The organism is Lacihabitans sp. CS3-21 (assembly GCF_024343675.1).
In the GTDB taxonomy this organism is placed as follows: Bacteria; Bacteroidota; Bacteroidia; order Cytophagales; family Spirosomataceae; genus Leadbetterella.
The window spans coordinates 1-13,976 of the sequence record NZ_RJUD01000002.1 but is presented as its reverse complement, the minus strand read 5'-3'; the positions used below and the strand labels follow the sequence as shown (position 1 = coordinate 13,976).

The 13,976-nt window shown below is 35.2% G+C and carries 15 protein-coding genes; 9 read left to right on the top strand and 6 right to left on the bottom strand.

Going from position 1 to position 13,976, the window contains the following annotated elements; all coding sequences use genetic code 11:
* Positions 1 to 17: 17 nt before the first annotated feature.
* Entirely contained in the window at positions 18 to 1,016 is a 999-nt protein-coding gene (locus tag EGI24_RS01335; RefSeq protein WP_255046389.1) for an SDR family NAD(P)-dependent oxidoreductase, read from the bottom strand.
* A gap of 97 nt (positions 1,017 to 1,113) precedes the next feature.
* Here EGI24_RS01335 and EGI24_RS01330 point away from each other — a divergent pair, with 97 nt between their 5' ends.
* The 5 genes from EGI24_RS01330 to EGI24_RS01310 all read left to right on the top strand — a co-directional run bounded on the left by EGI24_RS01330 (position 1,114) and on the right by EGI24_RS01310 (position 6,120).
* The gene (locus tag EGI24_RS01330; RefSeq protein WP_255046388.1) at positions 1,114 to 1,596 is read left to right on the top strand and encodes a ribonuclease domain-containing protein; all 483 of its coding nucleotides are present in this window, start codon (positions 1,114 to 1,116) and stop codon (positions 1,594 to 1,596) included.
* Positions 1,593 to 2,006, top strand: coding sequence for a barstar family protein (locus EGI24_RS01325; protein ID WP_255046387.1), 414 nt, complete (start codon positions 1,593 to 1,595; stop codon positions 2,004 to 2,006). The genes EGI24_RS01330 and EGI24_RS01325 overlap by 4 nt, the downstream gene beginning before the upstream one ends.
* A gap of 44 nt (positions 2,007 to 2,050) precedes the next feature.
* Positions 2,051 to 3,100 carry a ferredoxin--NADP reductase gene (locus EGI24_RS01320; RefSeq protein ID WP_255046386.1) on the top strand — a complete coding sequence of 350 codons (1,050 nt, stop codon included), beginning with the start codon at positions 2,051 to 2,053 and terminating at the stop codon, positions 3,098 to 3,100.
* Between the two features lie 51 nt (positions 3,101 to 3,151).
* Complete coding sequence (locus tag EGI24_RS01315; protein ID WP_255046385.1) at positions 3,152 to 4,678, top strand: arylsulfatase; 1,527 nt, start codon at positions 3,152 to 3,154, stop codon at positions 4,676 to 4,678.
* A gap of 329 nt (positions 4,679 to 5,007) precedes the next feature.
* Positions 5,008 to 6,120 (top strand): trypsin-like serine protease, encoded by a 1,113-nt coding sequence (locus EGI24_RS01310; protein ID WP_255046383.1) that lies wholly within the window; start codon positions 5,008 to 5,010, stop codon positions 6,118 to 6,120.
* Positions 6,121 to 6,659: 539 nt separating this feature from the next.
* On the opposite strand, the gene EGI24_RS01305 is transcribed toward EGI24_RS01310, so the two are convergent.
* Positions 6,660 to 7,886, bottom strand: coding sequence for a pitrilysin family protein (locus EGI24_RS01305; RefSeq protein ID WP_255046382.1), 1,227 nt, complete (start codon positions 7,884 to 7,886; stop codon positions 6,660 to 6,662).
* A gap of 63 nt (positions 7,887 to 7,949) precedes the next feature.
* Here EGI24_RS01305 and EGI24_RS01300 point away from each other — a divergent pair, with 63 nt between their 5' ends.
* Positions 7,950 to 8,786, top strand: a complete 837-nt coding sequence (locus EGI24_RS01300; protein WP_255046380.1) for an N-acetylglucosamine kinase — start codon at positions 7,950 to 7,952, stop codon at positions 8,784 to 8,786.
* Here the strand turns inward: EGI24_RS01300 and EGI24_RS01295 are convergent.
* A complete protein-coding gene (locus EGI24_RS01295) occupies positions 8,777 to 9,463 on the bottom strand; it encodes a sulfite oxidase-like oxidoreductase (RefSeq protein WP_255046378.1) in 687 nt (228 codons plus the stop codon). The genes EGI24_RS01300 and EGI24_RS01295 overlap by 10 nt on opposite strands.
* Before the next feature lie 158 nt (positions 9,464 to 9,621).
* Between EGI24_RS01295 and EGI24_RS01290 the strand changes: the two genes are divergently transcribed.
* From EGI24_RS01290 to EGI24_RS01280, 3 genes are all read left to right on the top strand, one after another.
* The gene (locus EGI24_RS01290) at positions 9,622 to 10,005 is read left to right on the top strand and encodes a DUF983 domain-containing protein (protein ID WP_255046377.1); all 384 of its coding nucleotides are present in this window, start codon (positions 9,622 to 9,624) and stop codon (positions 10,003 to 10,005) included.
* 8 nt (positions 10,006 to 10,013) lie between these two features.
* On the top strand, positions 10,014 to 10,316 hold the full coding sequence (gene trxA, locus EGI24_RS01285) for a thioredoxin (protein ID WP_255036607.1): 303 nt from the start codon (positions 10,014 to 10,016) through the stop codon (positions 10,314 to 10,316).
* 449 nt (positions 10,317 to 10,765) lie between these two features.
* Entirely contained in the window at positions 10,766 to 11,167 is a 402-nt protein-coding gene (locus tag EGI24_RS01280) for a Dabb family protein (RefSeq protein WP_255046376.1), read from the top strand.
* Between the two features lie 88 nt (positions 11,168 to 11,255).
* Here the strand turns inward: EGI24_RS01280 and EGI24_RS01275 are convergent, their stop codons facing one another.
* From EGI24_RS01275 to EGI24_RS01265, 3 genes are all read right to left on the bottom strand, one after another.
* Entirely contained in the window at positions 11,256 to 11,441 is a 186-nt protein-coding gene (locus EGI24_RS01275) for a hypothetical protein (RefSeq protein ID WP_255046375.1), read from the bottom strand.
* 304 nt (positions 11,442 to 11,745) lie between these two features.
* Positions 11,746 to 12,498 carry an SH3 domain-containing protein gene (locus tag EGI24_RS01270; RefSeq protein ID WP_255046374.1) on the bottom strand — a complete coding sequence of 251 codons (753 nt, stop codon included), beginning with the start codon at positions 12,496 to 12,498 and terminating at the stop codon, positions 11,746 to 11,748.
* 6 nt (positions 12,499 to 12,504) lie between these two features.
* Complete coding sequence (locus tag EGI24_RS01265; RefSeq protein WP_255046373.1) at positions 12,505 to 13,890, bottom strand: hypothetical protein; 1,386 nt, start codon at positions 13,888 to 13,890, stop codon at positions 12,505 to 12,507.
* Between the last annotated feature and the right edge of the window lie 86 nt (positions 13,891 to 13,976).

Below are 13,976 nucleotides of genomic sequence, written 5' to 3'. Positions count from 1 at the left end.
TTTGTTTTCTGAAGAAATTAAGATTTTGAGACCAAATAGTCACACACCCTTTTCAGTGTGGTGGCCAATGGCCTAAACTCAAATTCTAAGGCTTTTTTAAGCTTGTTGCTGTTATAAAAAACCTGCAACCTTGAGGTTTTGGCTGTTTCTTTGGTAATCAACGGAGCATTGCCAGTAATCCAAGATTTTAAAGCTTCAAATCTCCACAGATAATCCATCATCCACGGTTTTACCTCAAAACTCGGACTTTTCTTTCCGAAACTATTGGCTATTTTTTCAAAAAACTCTTTGTAGCTTATCAAACCCGAAGAAACACAAAAACGTTCGTTCTCAATTTCAGAAAGCAGCAATGTTTTGATTATGATTGACAAATCCTGTACGTCCACATAATTGATAAAGCCTTTTGTGTAGAATGGTTTTTCATTAAAAACATATCTAAAAAGCTGCGTGCTACTTTTTGACCAATCCCCTTCACCTAAAACAATGGAAGGATTTACTATTACCGTAGAAAGACCTTCGGCTTGACCACGCCAAACCTCACACTCGGCCATATATTTTGTAATGGCGTAATGCGAGTTTGTGTCTGAACTCTCCCACTTTTGCTTTTCGTCAATCGTGATTTTTTCTCCCGAACTGATCAATGTTTGGGCGGGTCTTCCAAAAGCTGCCACCGAACTTATAAAACAGAGTTTTTTAATATTTGAAGCCAAACATGCATTGACCACATTGGCGGTTCCCTCAATATTTATTTTATACATATTAGCCCTTTCCTTAGGAGAAAAAGACACAATTGCTGCAGCATGAACCACATAATCCACGCCTTGCAAGGCTTCATCCAAAGAAATTATGTCAAGAATATCTCCTTCAACAATTTCTATTTGATCTGAAACTGCCCTGACCGCACTTTTTGAAGACTCACTTCTAATGAGAGCCTTCACAGTAAATCCAAGCGACAAAAACTCTTTTGCCACTGCAGAGCCCACCAACCCAGTAGCACCGGTAATCAATACGACCATTTAGAGTTTTTTTTACAAAAGTACTTCAAAATGTTTCTGGTTTTTAATGATAAATACTAATGGCGACTATATTTTTGCAAAAAAAATAAAAAATCGAATGAACAAACTGCTTATTTACATCCTGTTGTTTTTAGGAGGTTTGGGTTTAGGATACTTTTGGGGGCAAAATTCTCATAATGAAACATTTGACAAAAATGAAACCCAAAGTACGATAACAAAAAATACCCCTCAGGATAATTTTCAAAAAAGTAGAGAAGTACCAGCCGAAGAAAAAAAGGCTTCTGAAAATGACTATACGGATGATAACACCGGAGTCCCGAATAAAGTATGGAAAGTTTTGAGTCAAATTGAAGAAACAGGTGAAGCTCCTGATGGCTATGTAGGAGGAAGGAAATTCAAAAACTTAGAGGGTCTATTGCCGAAGTCAGATAAAGATAACAAGAAAATAAATTATAGAGAATGGGATGTAAATCCCAAAGTAGATGGCAAAAACAGAGGAAAGGAAAGACTGGTAACAGGAGATGACAAAAGTGCCTATTTCACAAATGACCATTATGAATCTTTCAAAAAAATAAAATGAAAAACTTAGATATAATTGATAAAAACCAGATTTCAAGTGAGTTTTCAATCATTGAAATTGACGCTAGTGAAGTAACTTCACTGAGAGAATTTTATGAAGTTCTCGCCAAAGCCATGCATTTTCCTGACTATTTTGGTTTCAACCTAGACTCTTTAGACGAACTACTTAATGACCTGACTTGGATAGAGGATGAAAAATTGGCTATCTATTTCAATAATTCAGAGAAATTTCTTGAAAAAGAAAGAAACGAAACCAAAATTTTGACCCTTCTGGACCTATTAGATGCTACTTGCGAAGATTGGAAATGGCATGAAATGGACGAAGAAGACGAGGATTATACCTCAAAAGAGTTATTCTTTGGATTTGATAAAAGCCAAAGAATGGAGCACCTATTGAACAAACTTCTGTAAAAAGCAGTTAATAAACCAGATTGTCTTTCATAAAACACGAACGAATGAAAACCTACTTTTTACAAGTAAAAGAAGTCATACAAGAAACAGCAGATACGGTAACGCTCTCTTTTTGGCACCCCATAAGCGAGCAAATAAAATATAAAGCAGGTCAATTTATAACCATTTCTATACCCACATCCGACGGAAAGAAAGTAAAACGCAGCTACTCCATGTCAAGTTCACCTGCAACTGATACTGCCGTTGCTGTCACTGTGAAAAGAGTACCTAATGGCATAGTGTCGAATTACCTCAACGACAATGTACACACCGGAGATTTCTTAGAAGTAATCGAGCCCATGGGCAGCTTTTCCTTTGAACCTTCTGAAAATGCAAACAGAAATATTTTCCTTTTTGGTGCCGGAAGCGGAATTACTCCACTCATTTCAATAGCTAAAACCGTTTTGAAAACAGAGCCGAACACCAAAGTACATTTACTTTATGGCAACCGCTCAGAAGAAAGCATAATTTTTAAAAAAGAGTTAGATATACTAGAAAGTCAATATAAAGACCGCTTTTCTGTTCAATATATTCTTAGCCAACCAGGTAGCACCTGGGTAGGTGCAAAAGGACGTATCAATCAGGCAAATACCACCATTTGGCTAAAAGACGCTTGTGTTGATTTCAAAAAAGACAATTTCTTTATGTGTGGTCCAGAAGAAATGATGGATGACTTAAAAAGAATATTTGAGCTTTATGACGTAGCCAAAAGCCAAGTACATTATGAGCGTTTCAATGCTCCTATGCAAGAGGAAGACACAGTGAACACAGATGAACTTAAGAGACAAACGGTAAAGGTTATATATGATGGAGATACGCATGAGTTTGTAGTAGAACCACACCAAACGATTCTCGAAGCGGCACTTGAACAGGACATCGACTTGCCTTATTCTTGCCAAGCGGGTATGTGTACAGCATGTCTTGGTAAATGCACCGATGGAAAAGTAAAAATGGACGAAGAAGAAGGCCTTACCGAAAAAGAAATTGCCCAAGGTTACATACTTACCTGCGTTTCGCACCCGATGAGTGAAGGTGTGGTGGTTGAGATAGATTAATCTTTCAATTCGAAAAAAATCTTCTAATTTTGGGAATTCAACCGCCCAAATATGAAAGTTTTAGCAGTTTCAATTTTATTGATTTGCATGTTTGGTTTTTCAGAAAAGAAAAATCAAAGACCCAATATAATTCTTATCTTAGCTGACGACCTAGGTTATGGAGAACTTGGTGTTTATGGGCAAAAAATCATTGAAACTCCTAATATTGATGCCCTAGCTAAGGATGGTATGAAGTTCACCCAACATTATGCAGGTGCTCCTGTCTGTGCTCCATCAAGGTGTGTGTTGCTAACAGGCCAACATTTAGGACACGCCAACATCAGAGGAAACGACGAATGGAATGAGCGTGGAGATGTGTGGTCACTAAAAGCAATGGAAGAAAATCCTAGCCTAGAGGGACAAAGACCTATGCCGGATAGTATTATAACGGTGGCTAAAATTCTTAAAAATGCTGGTTACAAAACCTCTCTCTTCGGTAAATGGGGACTAGGTGCACCGTTCAGCGAAAGTACCCCTAACAAACAAGGCTTCGATTATTTCTTTGGTTATAATTGTCAAAGGCAGGCTCACACACTCTACCCTACCCATCTATGGCAAAATGAGGAGATATATGCTTTAAAAAACAAATTCTTGGATCTTCATCAAAGTTTAGATAAGTCACTTGACCCCTATGATCCAAAGAGTTATACATCCTTTGAGCTCACCGACTACGCTCCAGAAGTCATGCACAAAAAAGCATTAACATATCTCGAAAACCAAAAAAAAGATAATCCTTTTTTTATGTTCTATGCTTCACCTTTACCTCATGTACCCTTACAAGCCCCGTCAAAATGGGTAAAATATTATCAACAGAAAATTGGTCGAGAAGAACCATATCTTGGCGGAAAAAGTAATATTTACTACCCCAATCATACACCGATGGCCACTTATGCGGCAATGATATCTTATCTTGACGAACAAGTTGGAGACATAGTAAAAGCTTTAAAACAAAAAGGCTTGTACGAAAACACGCTCATCATTTTTTCCAGCGACAATGGGCCTTCTTATGCCGGTGGAGCTAAGCCTGAGTTTTTTAATTCAGGTGGACCATTTCAAGGACAATATGGCAGAGGTAAAGGATTTGTATATGAAGGTGGCATAAGAGTACCTATGATAGTATCTTGGCCAAAAACTATCAAAAAAGGATCTGAAAGTAACCATATCAGTTCGTTCTATGACTTTATGAGCACCGTTGGCGATTTACTAAATATTGAAACACCCGAAAATGACGGCATTAGTTATCTCCCTACTTTAACACTGAAAACACAAAAGAAGCATGATTACCTTTATTGGGAGTTTCCCGAAACTGGTGGCCAGCAAGCTGTAAGAATGGGTAACTGGAAGGCTGTACGAACAAATTTGCACAAAGGAATTGTTAAAACTCAACTTTTCAATTTAACAAAAGATATCAGGGAGGAAAATGACATTTCCGATTCTTTTCCTGAAATTGTAAAAAAGGCAGAAGCAATCTTCAAAGATAATCACGTACAAGCTGACAATAAACGATTTAGAATTAAGAGTTTGGGTGATGAAATATAGATTCCTACAATCTACTATCAGCATAAATTCGACTAAAAACCCATAAAAATTAATTTTACAAAGCCAAAAGAAGAATTTGTTCCTTCATTGGTGCAGCTTAACTAATTTTGAAAAACCTACTTGATCAAACTTGTAAAATATTACATTTTCCCTCAAAATAGAGCCCGAAAACTATACAAATTGATTTATAAAGGATAGAAATGAATAATTTTGTGAAATAAAACATATACACATAATTGTATTTTTCAAACCAAAAATAAATGAAGTGTATACTTAACAAACATCAAAAACTGTTTATTTAAAAAAATAACTAAAGAATAATTTCTCCTATGCTGTTTCAAAAAACTTATACTGGATTAAAGGTCTTATTTTTATCGCTTTTCTTTTTTTCTTGTAGTGTAGAAGATATTGATCCTGTTGATGCAGATTTAGACAATTCGACAGGAACTAATCCTATAAACCCAGTCCAGCCCAATACGAGTGGTTCTTTAGTCTATGCTCCAACTGCTTTAGGAAAAGTCAGCAGCTCACCACAAACTTTCGGCATTAGGAACGACAAAAAGCTGACTGATTATGAAGCGATTGCTACCAATGTTGCTCCCTTTAATACTGATGAATTTCCAGACTTTCGATCAGTGGTGTGTATTCAAATAGAAGACGGCAAAGACGTAATTGTAGGTTCTGGTGTAATCATAAGTTCGCAGTGGGTTCTTACGGCTGCACATAATTTTTTATTGCCTGAAGAAACCAAAAACCTACCCAGACTATCAGATGTTTCTATACTTATTGGAAATGACCCTAACAGACCCTCAAAATCCTTAAAAGTTTCGCAAATCATTGTGCATCCGCATTGGACCAGCTCCGACGGTGGTTTTGAAAAGGGTACAGATTTGGCATTGTTAAAACTGGCCACACCAATTTCAGACATAACTCCAGCAGAGGTCAATTTCGACCTAAATGGCGAAAAAGACAAAGCCTACATTTGGACATGTGGTTTTGGAGATTATTCGCAACAAGCGGGTCAAAACAAAGACGATTACTCTAAAAAACACGCCATGGTAAACGTGTTAGATAGGATTGTAAACGGACTAACAACTACAATAGCAGGAACAACTTATAACGGAGGTTTACTGGCTTTCGATTTTGATGCTCCCGATGGCAATTACAATACATTAGGAGATAATATCGCCAACGAACAAGAACGAGTTTTGGGCTCAGGAAACAGTGCACCAGAAGCATTAGAAATGGAAGGTGGAACTGTCCAAGGTGATAGTGGCGGACCAATTTTTATAAAAATAAACGGTGTTTGGAAAGTTTGTGGGCTACTCCATGGAGGTGTAGATGAAGTAAGAGCAGGACTTAAAGATAGCTCATATGGTGATATCAGCATCTACTGTAGAACTGCCTCGGCTTCTAGTTGGATTCAATCTATAACGAAGTAATCCATTTGTTATCTCCAAAAGGCTAGTACAATCTAATATTCAAAAGGCTCTAACTTTAAAGGATATTTTAGATAAGCTTTTCAATGTAAAATTCATCTTCGTTTTCAAGAAATTACAATCCTTAAAACCCACATAGATTTTAAAAAAAAAAGCTAATTTAGTTATCTCATATTAATGAATTTTTGGCCTGAAAAGCTTCAAGAGTAATCATCTTTTTCCACTTTAATATTTTTTCAAAATAAAAAAAAATTAAAATCTGTGACCATTGCAAATCAAAGCGTCATAAGCACAGAAAGAAACCAATTATAAATAATCCGTCAAAAACGTTGAAGATATTGTCTGCCTTTCCTTAGGCCACTTTTTCCAAACAATTTTAAATAAATGCTTCCAATGCAGTGTCTTTGGTAAATTGAGATATTAATTTGAGACAGCAACACTAAAGTTCGTTAGCTCATTTGTTCTATAGATGTACACCTTTTAAGAATAAAATCTAAAGAACCCAAAAGTAAAACCACTAGGCGGCCAATTTGGCTGCCTTTTTATTTATAAATCATTCTGGAAAGTAAACTGCTGTCAAACATTTCATTGGCCAATTCCATCAAAACTGGATTTGTGATATTATCAATGTCATCGAATATTTTGACAATGGTCTCTACCCTATCCAAATCCAACAAACTTTTGGCCATCATCAACATATAACCTTGTTTACTCTCCTCAGACATCGCCAGCTGTCCCTTCAATTGTTCTTTGAGCGTCTTTAGTTGGATTTGGCCCAGCGACTTATTCTTGAGGTTATATAGTTCTTTGTCTACCAACTTTAGCGATTTGTTTAAGTTTTGTGGATCTGTTCCAAAAAATATAGCAAACATTCCAGTATCCAAATACGAAGTATAACTGGCTTCTATTTGATAAACCAAGCCATGTTTCTCTCTTAAACTAAGGTTAAATCTACTGTTCATGCCCGGCCCTCCTAAAAGATTCACCAAGGCAAAAAATGGCAAACGGCTTGGATGATTAAGAGCAAAAGATGGCCTTCCAATGGCCACATGAGCTTGATTATTGCTTTTTTCAACCACTTCTTCCTTTGCAGTATATTCAAGTGGAGAAATCCTTTGTCTAGTTGTTTTTTTGAAAGGAATATCATTCAAAAATTTCTGAGCAACGCTAACAACCTTTTTAAAATCTAAATTACCCACTACAGACACTACAATTTTTTCTGTATCCAGATTTTCATCGATAAATTTCTGAAAATCCTCTCGTGTAAAAGCTTTGACGCTTTCAACTGTTCCCAAAATATTTACACCCAATTGGTGATTTGGGAAAACAACTGTATCAAATTCATCTTGAATGGCATCCTCTGGAGAGTCTAAATACATCGACATTTCCTCCAATATAACCCCTCGTTCTACCTCCAGTTGTTTCTCAGGAAAAACACTGTTGAACGTTATGTCCGTCAGTAAATCAATGGCTTTTTCAAAATAATTATCCAATATAGAAGCGTAGAAACAAATCTTCTCTTTGGTGGTGTAAGCATTCAGCTCCCCACCTACTGCCTCCAAACTATTGATTATGTGATAAGCTTTGCGTTTTTTTGTACCTTTGAAAGCCATGTGTTCCCAAAAGTGGGCCAAACCAGCTTGGTGAGGTTGCTCGTCTCGACTACCAATATCTAACATTATTCCACAGTGAACAATCTTGGTATGTGTAACTTGTTTGTGGGCAATCCTTATGCCATTTGGCAAGGTATATAATTGATATTCAGACATTATTCGATTTCTATTTCGCTAAAAGAACCACAAAGGTACAAAGAAAAAAATATAACAAAGCAGATGATATTAATAGCAGAGAGCGGCTCAACAAAAACAGACTGGAGACTTCTTGATAGAAACAATACAAGCTTCGAAACAATCGGACTCAATCCTTATTTTGTAGACGCTGACCAAATTTGTAACGAAATATCGCCTAGATTTGGTTCATTAAGGGATGTTAGAATTGACGAAATACACTTTTATGGAACCGGAATAACGGACGACTCAAAATCCGCTGTCATAAAAGAGGGAATATTAAAAGCACTCGGATATAATACCCAAATTTTCACCTATTCTGATGTCATAGCTGCCGCAAAAGCCCTTTTCGGAAACGCACAAGGCATAGCCTGTATCCTCGGCACTGGTTCAAATTCATGTTTTTGGAATGGACAAAGTATCGAATTCCAGGTACCTCCCTTAGGATTTTGGTTAGGCGATGAAGGTTCTGGGGGACATTTAGGCAAAAAACTTATGTTGGATTATTTGCACAAAGAAATGCCCAAAAATATAAGAGATTTATTTGAGGAAAAATATGGAGCAATGGACAGAATAGAAGTACTCAATAAAGCCTATAAACAAGATAAACCCAACAAATACTTTGCTTCTTTTTCCTATTTCCTTTATGAAAATGACCACGAACCTTACTGCCAAGATATAATAGAAAATTCATTCAGAGATTTCCTGGAAAAATATCTCTTGAAGTACCCAAATATCAAAACCACAAAAATTGGATTTGTTGGATCAGTAGCCTTCTATTATTCAAAATTTCTAGAAAAAATATGCTCAGAATTCAATTTACAAATCACTACAATTATAGAAAAACCAATTGATAATCTTGTTCGTTATCATCAAGAGTAGCGGTCATTTCTCCAAGGATAGGCCGTGTTTGAGTACCCCCGCTCTTCCCAAAAGCCCTTTTGGTTTTTATCCAGAAACTCTATTCTTTTTATCCATTTTGAGCCTTTCCATGCATAAAGCTGTGGCGTAATCATTCTAACAGGACCACCATGTTCCTTTGCCAAAGGTTCATCATAAACTGTATGTACCAATAAAACATCTGGCTTTAAGGCTTCTTCAATAGACAAATTGGTCGTGTAAGTATCATATCCATAACACATTACGTGTGTAGCTGAAGGTTTGGGCGTTACCAAAGCTGCCAAATCCAAAAAACTAACCCCTTGCCATGGCATATCCAATTTTGACCAAGTAGTGACACAATGAAAATCGCTTACATCATCTGTTTGAGGCAAGGCCATAAAATCTTCCCACGTCAAAGTAACTGGATTCTCCACTGCACCGTCAATCTTAAGTCGCCAGTTTTTTTGCTCCACTGTGGGATGATAACCCAAGTCTAAAACCGGCCACTTTTCTGTTAAAGTTTGCCCAACTGGCGTTTGCGGCATTCCATGTCGATTTATGGGGCCTTTTCCCAATGGTTTATCGTCAGAAATGGAAGGAGAAAGTTTGATTTTTTCTTCAAATCTGGCCTTCAACTTCATTCTAGCCTCAATAATTCTCTCTAATTTATCCTGCATGTTCGAGTATTTTTATAAATATAGTAACAAACCAAACGCAAAAAGTTTTTTTTATTGAAATGAATTTTTCAATATGAATATATGTTCATATATTAATTAGCTAATAATACTAAATTCTCCTTTGAATTAGGTAAATTTGTATTAAAATAAACAAATAGATGGGTAAAATAGGTTCGGCAGTAAAAATGAAATGTCCTAGGTGTGGCGAAGGTGAATTGTACGACAGAACAAATTTGTTTTCGTTAAAAGGCATCTTTAGCATGCATAAAAACTGCAGCAACTGCGGGCTGAAATATGAAAAAGAGGTAGGATTCTTTTATGGTGCCATGTACATCTCTTACATGCTCAACATCGCACTTTTTGTAACGGCCACTGTGGGTTACTACATGTTTTTTGAAGATAAATACGATTGGAGATTTTATATAATTATTTATCTGCTCATCACTTTTACACTTGTAAGGTGGATTTACAGAATGTCCCGTTCATTGTGGTTGATGATTATGGTAAGTTATGATCCTGACAAAAAAGATACAATTAAATAAATATAAAAATGACTGGAAGTTTTGATGAATTGATAAAATCAGAAAAACCTGTATTGATAGATTTTTCTGCAGAATGGTGCGGACCATGTAAGGCCTTGGCTCCTATTTTAAAACAATTGGCGGGTGAAATGGGCGACAAAATAAGAATCATAAAGATTGACATTGATAAAAACCCCGCTTTACAAAGGAAGTACAATATATCTGGTGTGCCTACCATGATGGTTTTTAAAGATGGACAACAGAAATGGAGACAATCGGGCGTGTTACAATTGTCTCAATTGAAACAAGTTATGAATGGATTCTTAAATTGAGAAGACATAAACTAAAAAAAAGCAGGTGTCAACATCTGCTTTTTTTTGTGCCAAGTTTTTAAATGACTCATTTTTAGGCCAGAACGAAAAAAAATTAGAATTTTTTATCAAAATTATCTTTGGCGACGTTCAACCACCACATTTAAACATAAAACATTCAAAAATATCATTTTTTAAACCACTAAGCCAAGAAGCCAAACCTCCAATTTGAAAAAAATGCTTTTTTTAGGATAAATCCCTTTAAACTGAAAGGCTCATTTAGAAAATACCTAAAAATTGATTCATATAATCACACAAAGTAGATTTTGGCAAAAACTATTTAAACAAAATATTATTCTGCATAAATACCATTACTCTTATTATCGTTATTTTTTGTATAAAAATAATGCAACATTTTGGTAGAATATTTGTTATCTTTGTATCGTTAACAGAATATAATTCGGAATACAATGAACAAGAGACTAATAAAATACCTGGTGCCAGCTGCACTATTCGGAACTTTCCTCGGAACAATGTTTATATGGAGCGTGGCTTTTGGCCCTGCTAAAGTGAAAAAACAAATGGTGGTTTGTTATAAATTCAATGAAAATACTCCCAAAGATCAAGTTGAAAAACACATAGGAGATTTTTTGGAATTGAAAAAAAGCAACAAACAAATAGTGAACTATACCGCTGGATACACAGTGGGCCATGGCGACAAAAAACCTGATTTTGACGTAATGCACTATCTAACCTTCAAAACTGAAGAAGACATTGCTAAATTCAAGCAGAGTGCGTCTTATCAGAAATTCGTTAACACACACAAAAACGAGTGGAAGGCGGAGTTTGTGATCAATGCAGATATAAAGTAATCTTTATAGTAGTACAACAAATATAAATCGAAAAAGCAGAGCCAAGGCTCTGCTTTTTTATTGTTAATTCGTTTTCAATTTAATAATCCTACCTTCTGTGATTTCCTCCGCTGCTATTGTTATCGTAGCCTGATCTTGAGCCTCTTCTATCAGAATGAGAATAATTGTGGTTGCGGTTATAGCTTCGGTTTCTGTTGTGGTGGTAAAAGTCTAAATTTGGTTGTGATACTTGTGATACAAGCGATTTCAAAAAATAATCAGCAGATTTATTCATTATATCGGCTGCCTGCTTTTTTAATTCTTCTAATTCTTTGGTCTCTCTTTTCGTTATTTTTTGACCATTATTTAATTTATCTATTAAATTCTGGGTCTTTTTTGCAATACCCTTACACAAATCAGCTATACTATTATATGTTTCCGAAATTACCTCCGCATGATTATAAACGGCATCGGTGGTTTGTCAAAAATGTCATAGGCAATGGCCAACTTGACTCTTTGTTGGACAATGAATAGTAAGTGTAGATTTTCAAATAAAAAATAGCCCGAAGGCTGTCAATCTATTTTTCATTTAATTTTTTTTATTCTACATCACTCTTTTTTATCCAGCCTTCGATGGTTTTGCCTGTCCATTCACCATTTTTTTCTGGGTAGTATTTGATTTTGAGCCAATTGTCTTTTTCTTCTGTTACTTCAACTGAATCGTTTTTGAGTAGGTACATCTTGGTGGCTCTATTTGGGTTTGAATAAATCATTGCTTTCATACTTATAATTTTCATGAAAGTTTTATCTAACATTTTTCCTAGCATATTTAATGGGTATTTTGTTAGCAGTTTATAAATAAACAATGCTGGTAAATCTTGCTCTTTCATATAAATATGAACGTTTGAATTGAGAATTTCCATTCTGGTACCAACATGGATTGGATAATCTTCAATTCCTAATTTACTTAATATTCCATCAAAATAGAAAAGTCCATTTTTACTTTTTTCGTTTTTTATATTTAGATGTTTTATGTCTTTATCTTCTAAGTTTACTCTAATATAAAGTGGTGGATTATCTCCATTATCCAAATTATTTTGAATAGAATCAATTTTCAACAAATAAGGGTCATTTTCATCCATAAAGCCAATTTTTCCAAAGCTAATCACTATTTCTATATTATCTCTTAGCCCTATTGATGCAACACTGTCTTCATAAAAAACTTGGAAATTATATTCGTATTTTACACTTTTCCATACCCCTTTGATATCCGACAATTTAAGATTTTGGGCGATGCTTAAATTTGAAATGAGTAATAAAAAACCAAATATTAAGTGTTTTGTGTATTTCATAATTGTTTATTTTTTAAAAACTTCGATTGCTTTATTTTTAATTTTTTCACGATTAGTAACTTCTTTTTCATCATCTGACCCTTTTACTTTTTTGGTGACACCCGCAGTATTATCATCATCTGCTTTAGAGTTACAACCTTTCAACTTCCAGTAATACATACTTGCTTTCATGGCTACATCTAAGTCTGTCTCAAGTTCGTCTATATGACCTCCATCAGATGTTTTTTTATTAAAATACTTTTTATTATTATCATTTTCCTTATCATTATTCCAAGCATCACTCAAACTCTTATAGTTGGATTTACCTGTTAGTTGTATAAATCCTCTACCTAAAAAAGTTGAACCGTCTTTTGAAGAAGGTGGGCCATTACCTAAATCATAATCTCCCCCCTTTAATCGAGCAGAGCAAGAATACACATAATCGAACAAGTCAGGAGTACAGATGTATTTTTGCTTAATATTTTCCTTTGTTGTCGGTGTCCCTTGTGAACATTTTACTTTCTCGGTTTTGGTTGCACAAGCTTCTAAATCTACACAATCAAAGCCTTCAAACAAATCACAATAATGTTTATAACCGAAATTATCTCTAATTGCTTTTTCTTTGTAGCAGGGTATTTCTTTTGTGTGCTTTAATCCACCTGTCTCAGTACCTATCTGCCCTAAAAAATGAGCCATTCGAAGTGGCATTGTTATTTCAAATTTATCCGCATACTTATTAATTAACTTTGCCACTTCATCGCAGCGGGATAATGGAGTAATATGTTTTCCATTTTTATCAACAAAGATATCATACAACTGCTTTCCAGTAAGTTTTCCTTTTTTTGGACTAAGATAATCGTAAACGGTCTTTACATCCTTTATTGTTCCATGGACTGCCAAAAGCTCTTTTTTGCTGGCCTGGGCACCTACAAAAAGTAGTTTATCTTTAGTATTGTCTTTGATGTTTTCTTCTGAAAACTCATTAAGATTTATGGTAAAATCACCTTCATATCCTAAAATAAAATGCTTGAGTTGTGTGGTTTTTCCATTTAATTTTAAGCTTACATTATCTACTTGATAACGCTTTGAATCTACTTCGGGTTTTGGAGCTGTGAATCTATCGGCTATGGCTTGCATTTTTGCTAAATGTAAATCAAAATTGGGTTTCAAATTAAGGGATTCAGGTTTATTATCTTTAGACTTGTTTTTGACGTCTAGCGTAAATTTTGTCACATCCAAAATTTCTTTTGCAAATTTACCTTCCTCTTCCGTTAAGGCCACATTGTCTTGAAGTAATTGAAAATCAAATTCTGCAAGTTCTGAAAGTGAATCTGAACATGGATCAGCAAGAGGCATAGAAGACCAAATTGGGCCTTTTTTCATTGGCTCCGCTTGATTCTTATTTGATTTCATACATTCTGTGGTATTCCCAATAATTGAGATGGCTTTAAGAATTTGTTGCCTTCTTCTCAACTGAAATCCATCTTTGGTATTTGGAT

Excerpts from the sequence above, each read along its gene's own strand:
- EGI24_RS01335 (WP_255046389.1), bottom strand. The coding sequence starts at position 1,016 with ATGGTCGTATTGATTACCGGTGCTACTGGGTTGGTGGGCTCTGCAGTG.
- EGI24_RS01330 (WP_255046388.1), top strand. The coding sequence starts at position 1,114 with ATGAACAAACTGCTTATTTACATCCTGTTGTTTTTAGGAGGTTTGGGT.
- EGI24_RS01325 (WP_255046387.1), top strand. The coding sequence starts at position 1,593 with ATGAAAAACTTAGATATAATTGATAAAAACCAGATTTCAAGTGAGTTT.
- EGI24_RS01320 (WP_255046386.1), top strand. The coding sequence starts at position 2,051 with ATGAAAACCTACTTTTTACAAGTAAAAGAAGTCATACAAGAAACAGCA.
- EGI24_RS01315 (WP_255046385.1), top strand. The coding sequence starts at position 3,152 with ATGAAAGTTTTAGCAGTTTCAATTTTATTGATTTGCATGTTTGGTTTT.
- EGI24_RS01310 (WP_255046383.1), top strand. The coding sequence starts at position 5,008 with ATGCTGTTTCAAAAAACTTATACTGGATTAAAGGTCTTATTTTTATCG.
- EGI24_RS01305 (WP_255046382.1), bottom strand. The coding sequence starts at position 7,886 with ATGTCTGAATATCAATTATATACCTTGCCAAATGGCATAAGGATTGCC.
- EGI24_RS01300 (WP_255046380.1), top strand. The coding sequence starts at position 7,950 with ATGATATTAATAGCAGAGAGCGGCTCAACAAAAACAGACTGGAGACTT.
- EGI24_RS01295 (WP_255046378.1), bottom strand. The coding sequence starts at position 9,463 with ATGCAGGATAAATTAGAGAGAATTATTGAGGCTAGAATGAAGTTGAAG.
- EGI24_RS01290 (WP_255046377.1), top strand. The coding sequence starts at position 9,622 with ATGGGTAAAATAGGTTCGGCAGTAAAAATGAAATGTCCTAGGTGTGGC.
- trxA (WP_255036607.1), top strand. The coding sequence starts at position 10,014 with ATGACTGGAAGTTTTGATGAATTGATAAAATCAGAAAAACCTGTATTG.
- EGI24_RS01280 (WP_255046376.1), top strand. The coding sequence starts at position 10,766 with ATGAACAAGAGACTAATAAAATACCTGGTGCCAGCTGCACTATTCGGA.
- EGI24_RS01275 (WP_255046375.1), bottom strand. The coding sequence starts at position 11,441 with ATGAATAAATCTGCTGATTATTTTTTGAAATCGCTTGTATCACAAGTA.
- EGI24_RS01270 (WP_255046374.1), bottom strand. The coding sequence starts at position 12,498 with ATGAAATACACAAAACACTTAATATTTGGTTTTTTATTACTCATTTCA.
- EGI24_RS01265 (WP_255046373.1), bottom strand. The coding sequence starts at position 13,890 with ATGAAATCAAATAAGAATCAAGCGGAGCCAATGAAAAAAGGCCCAATT.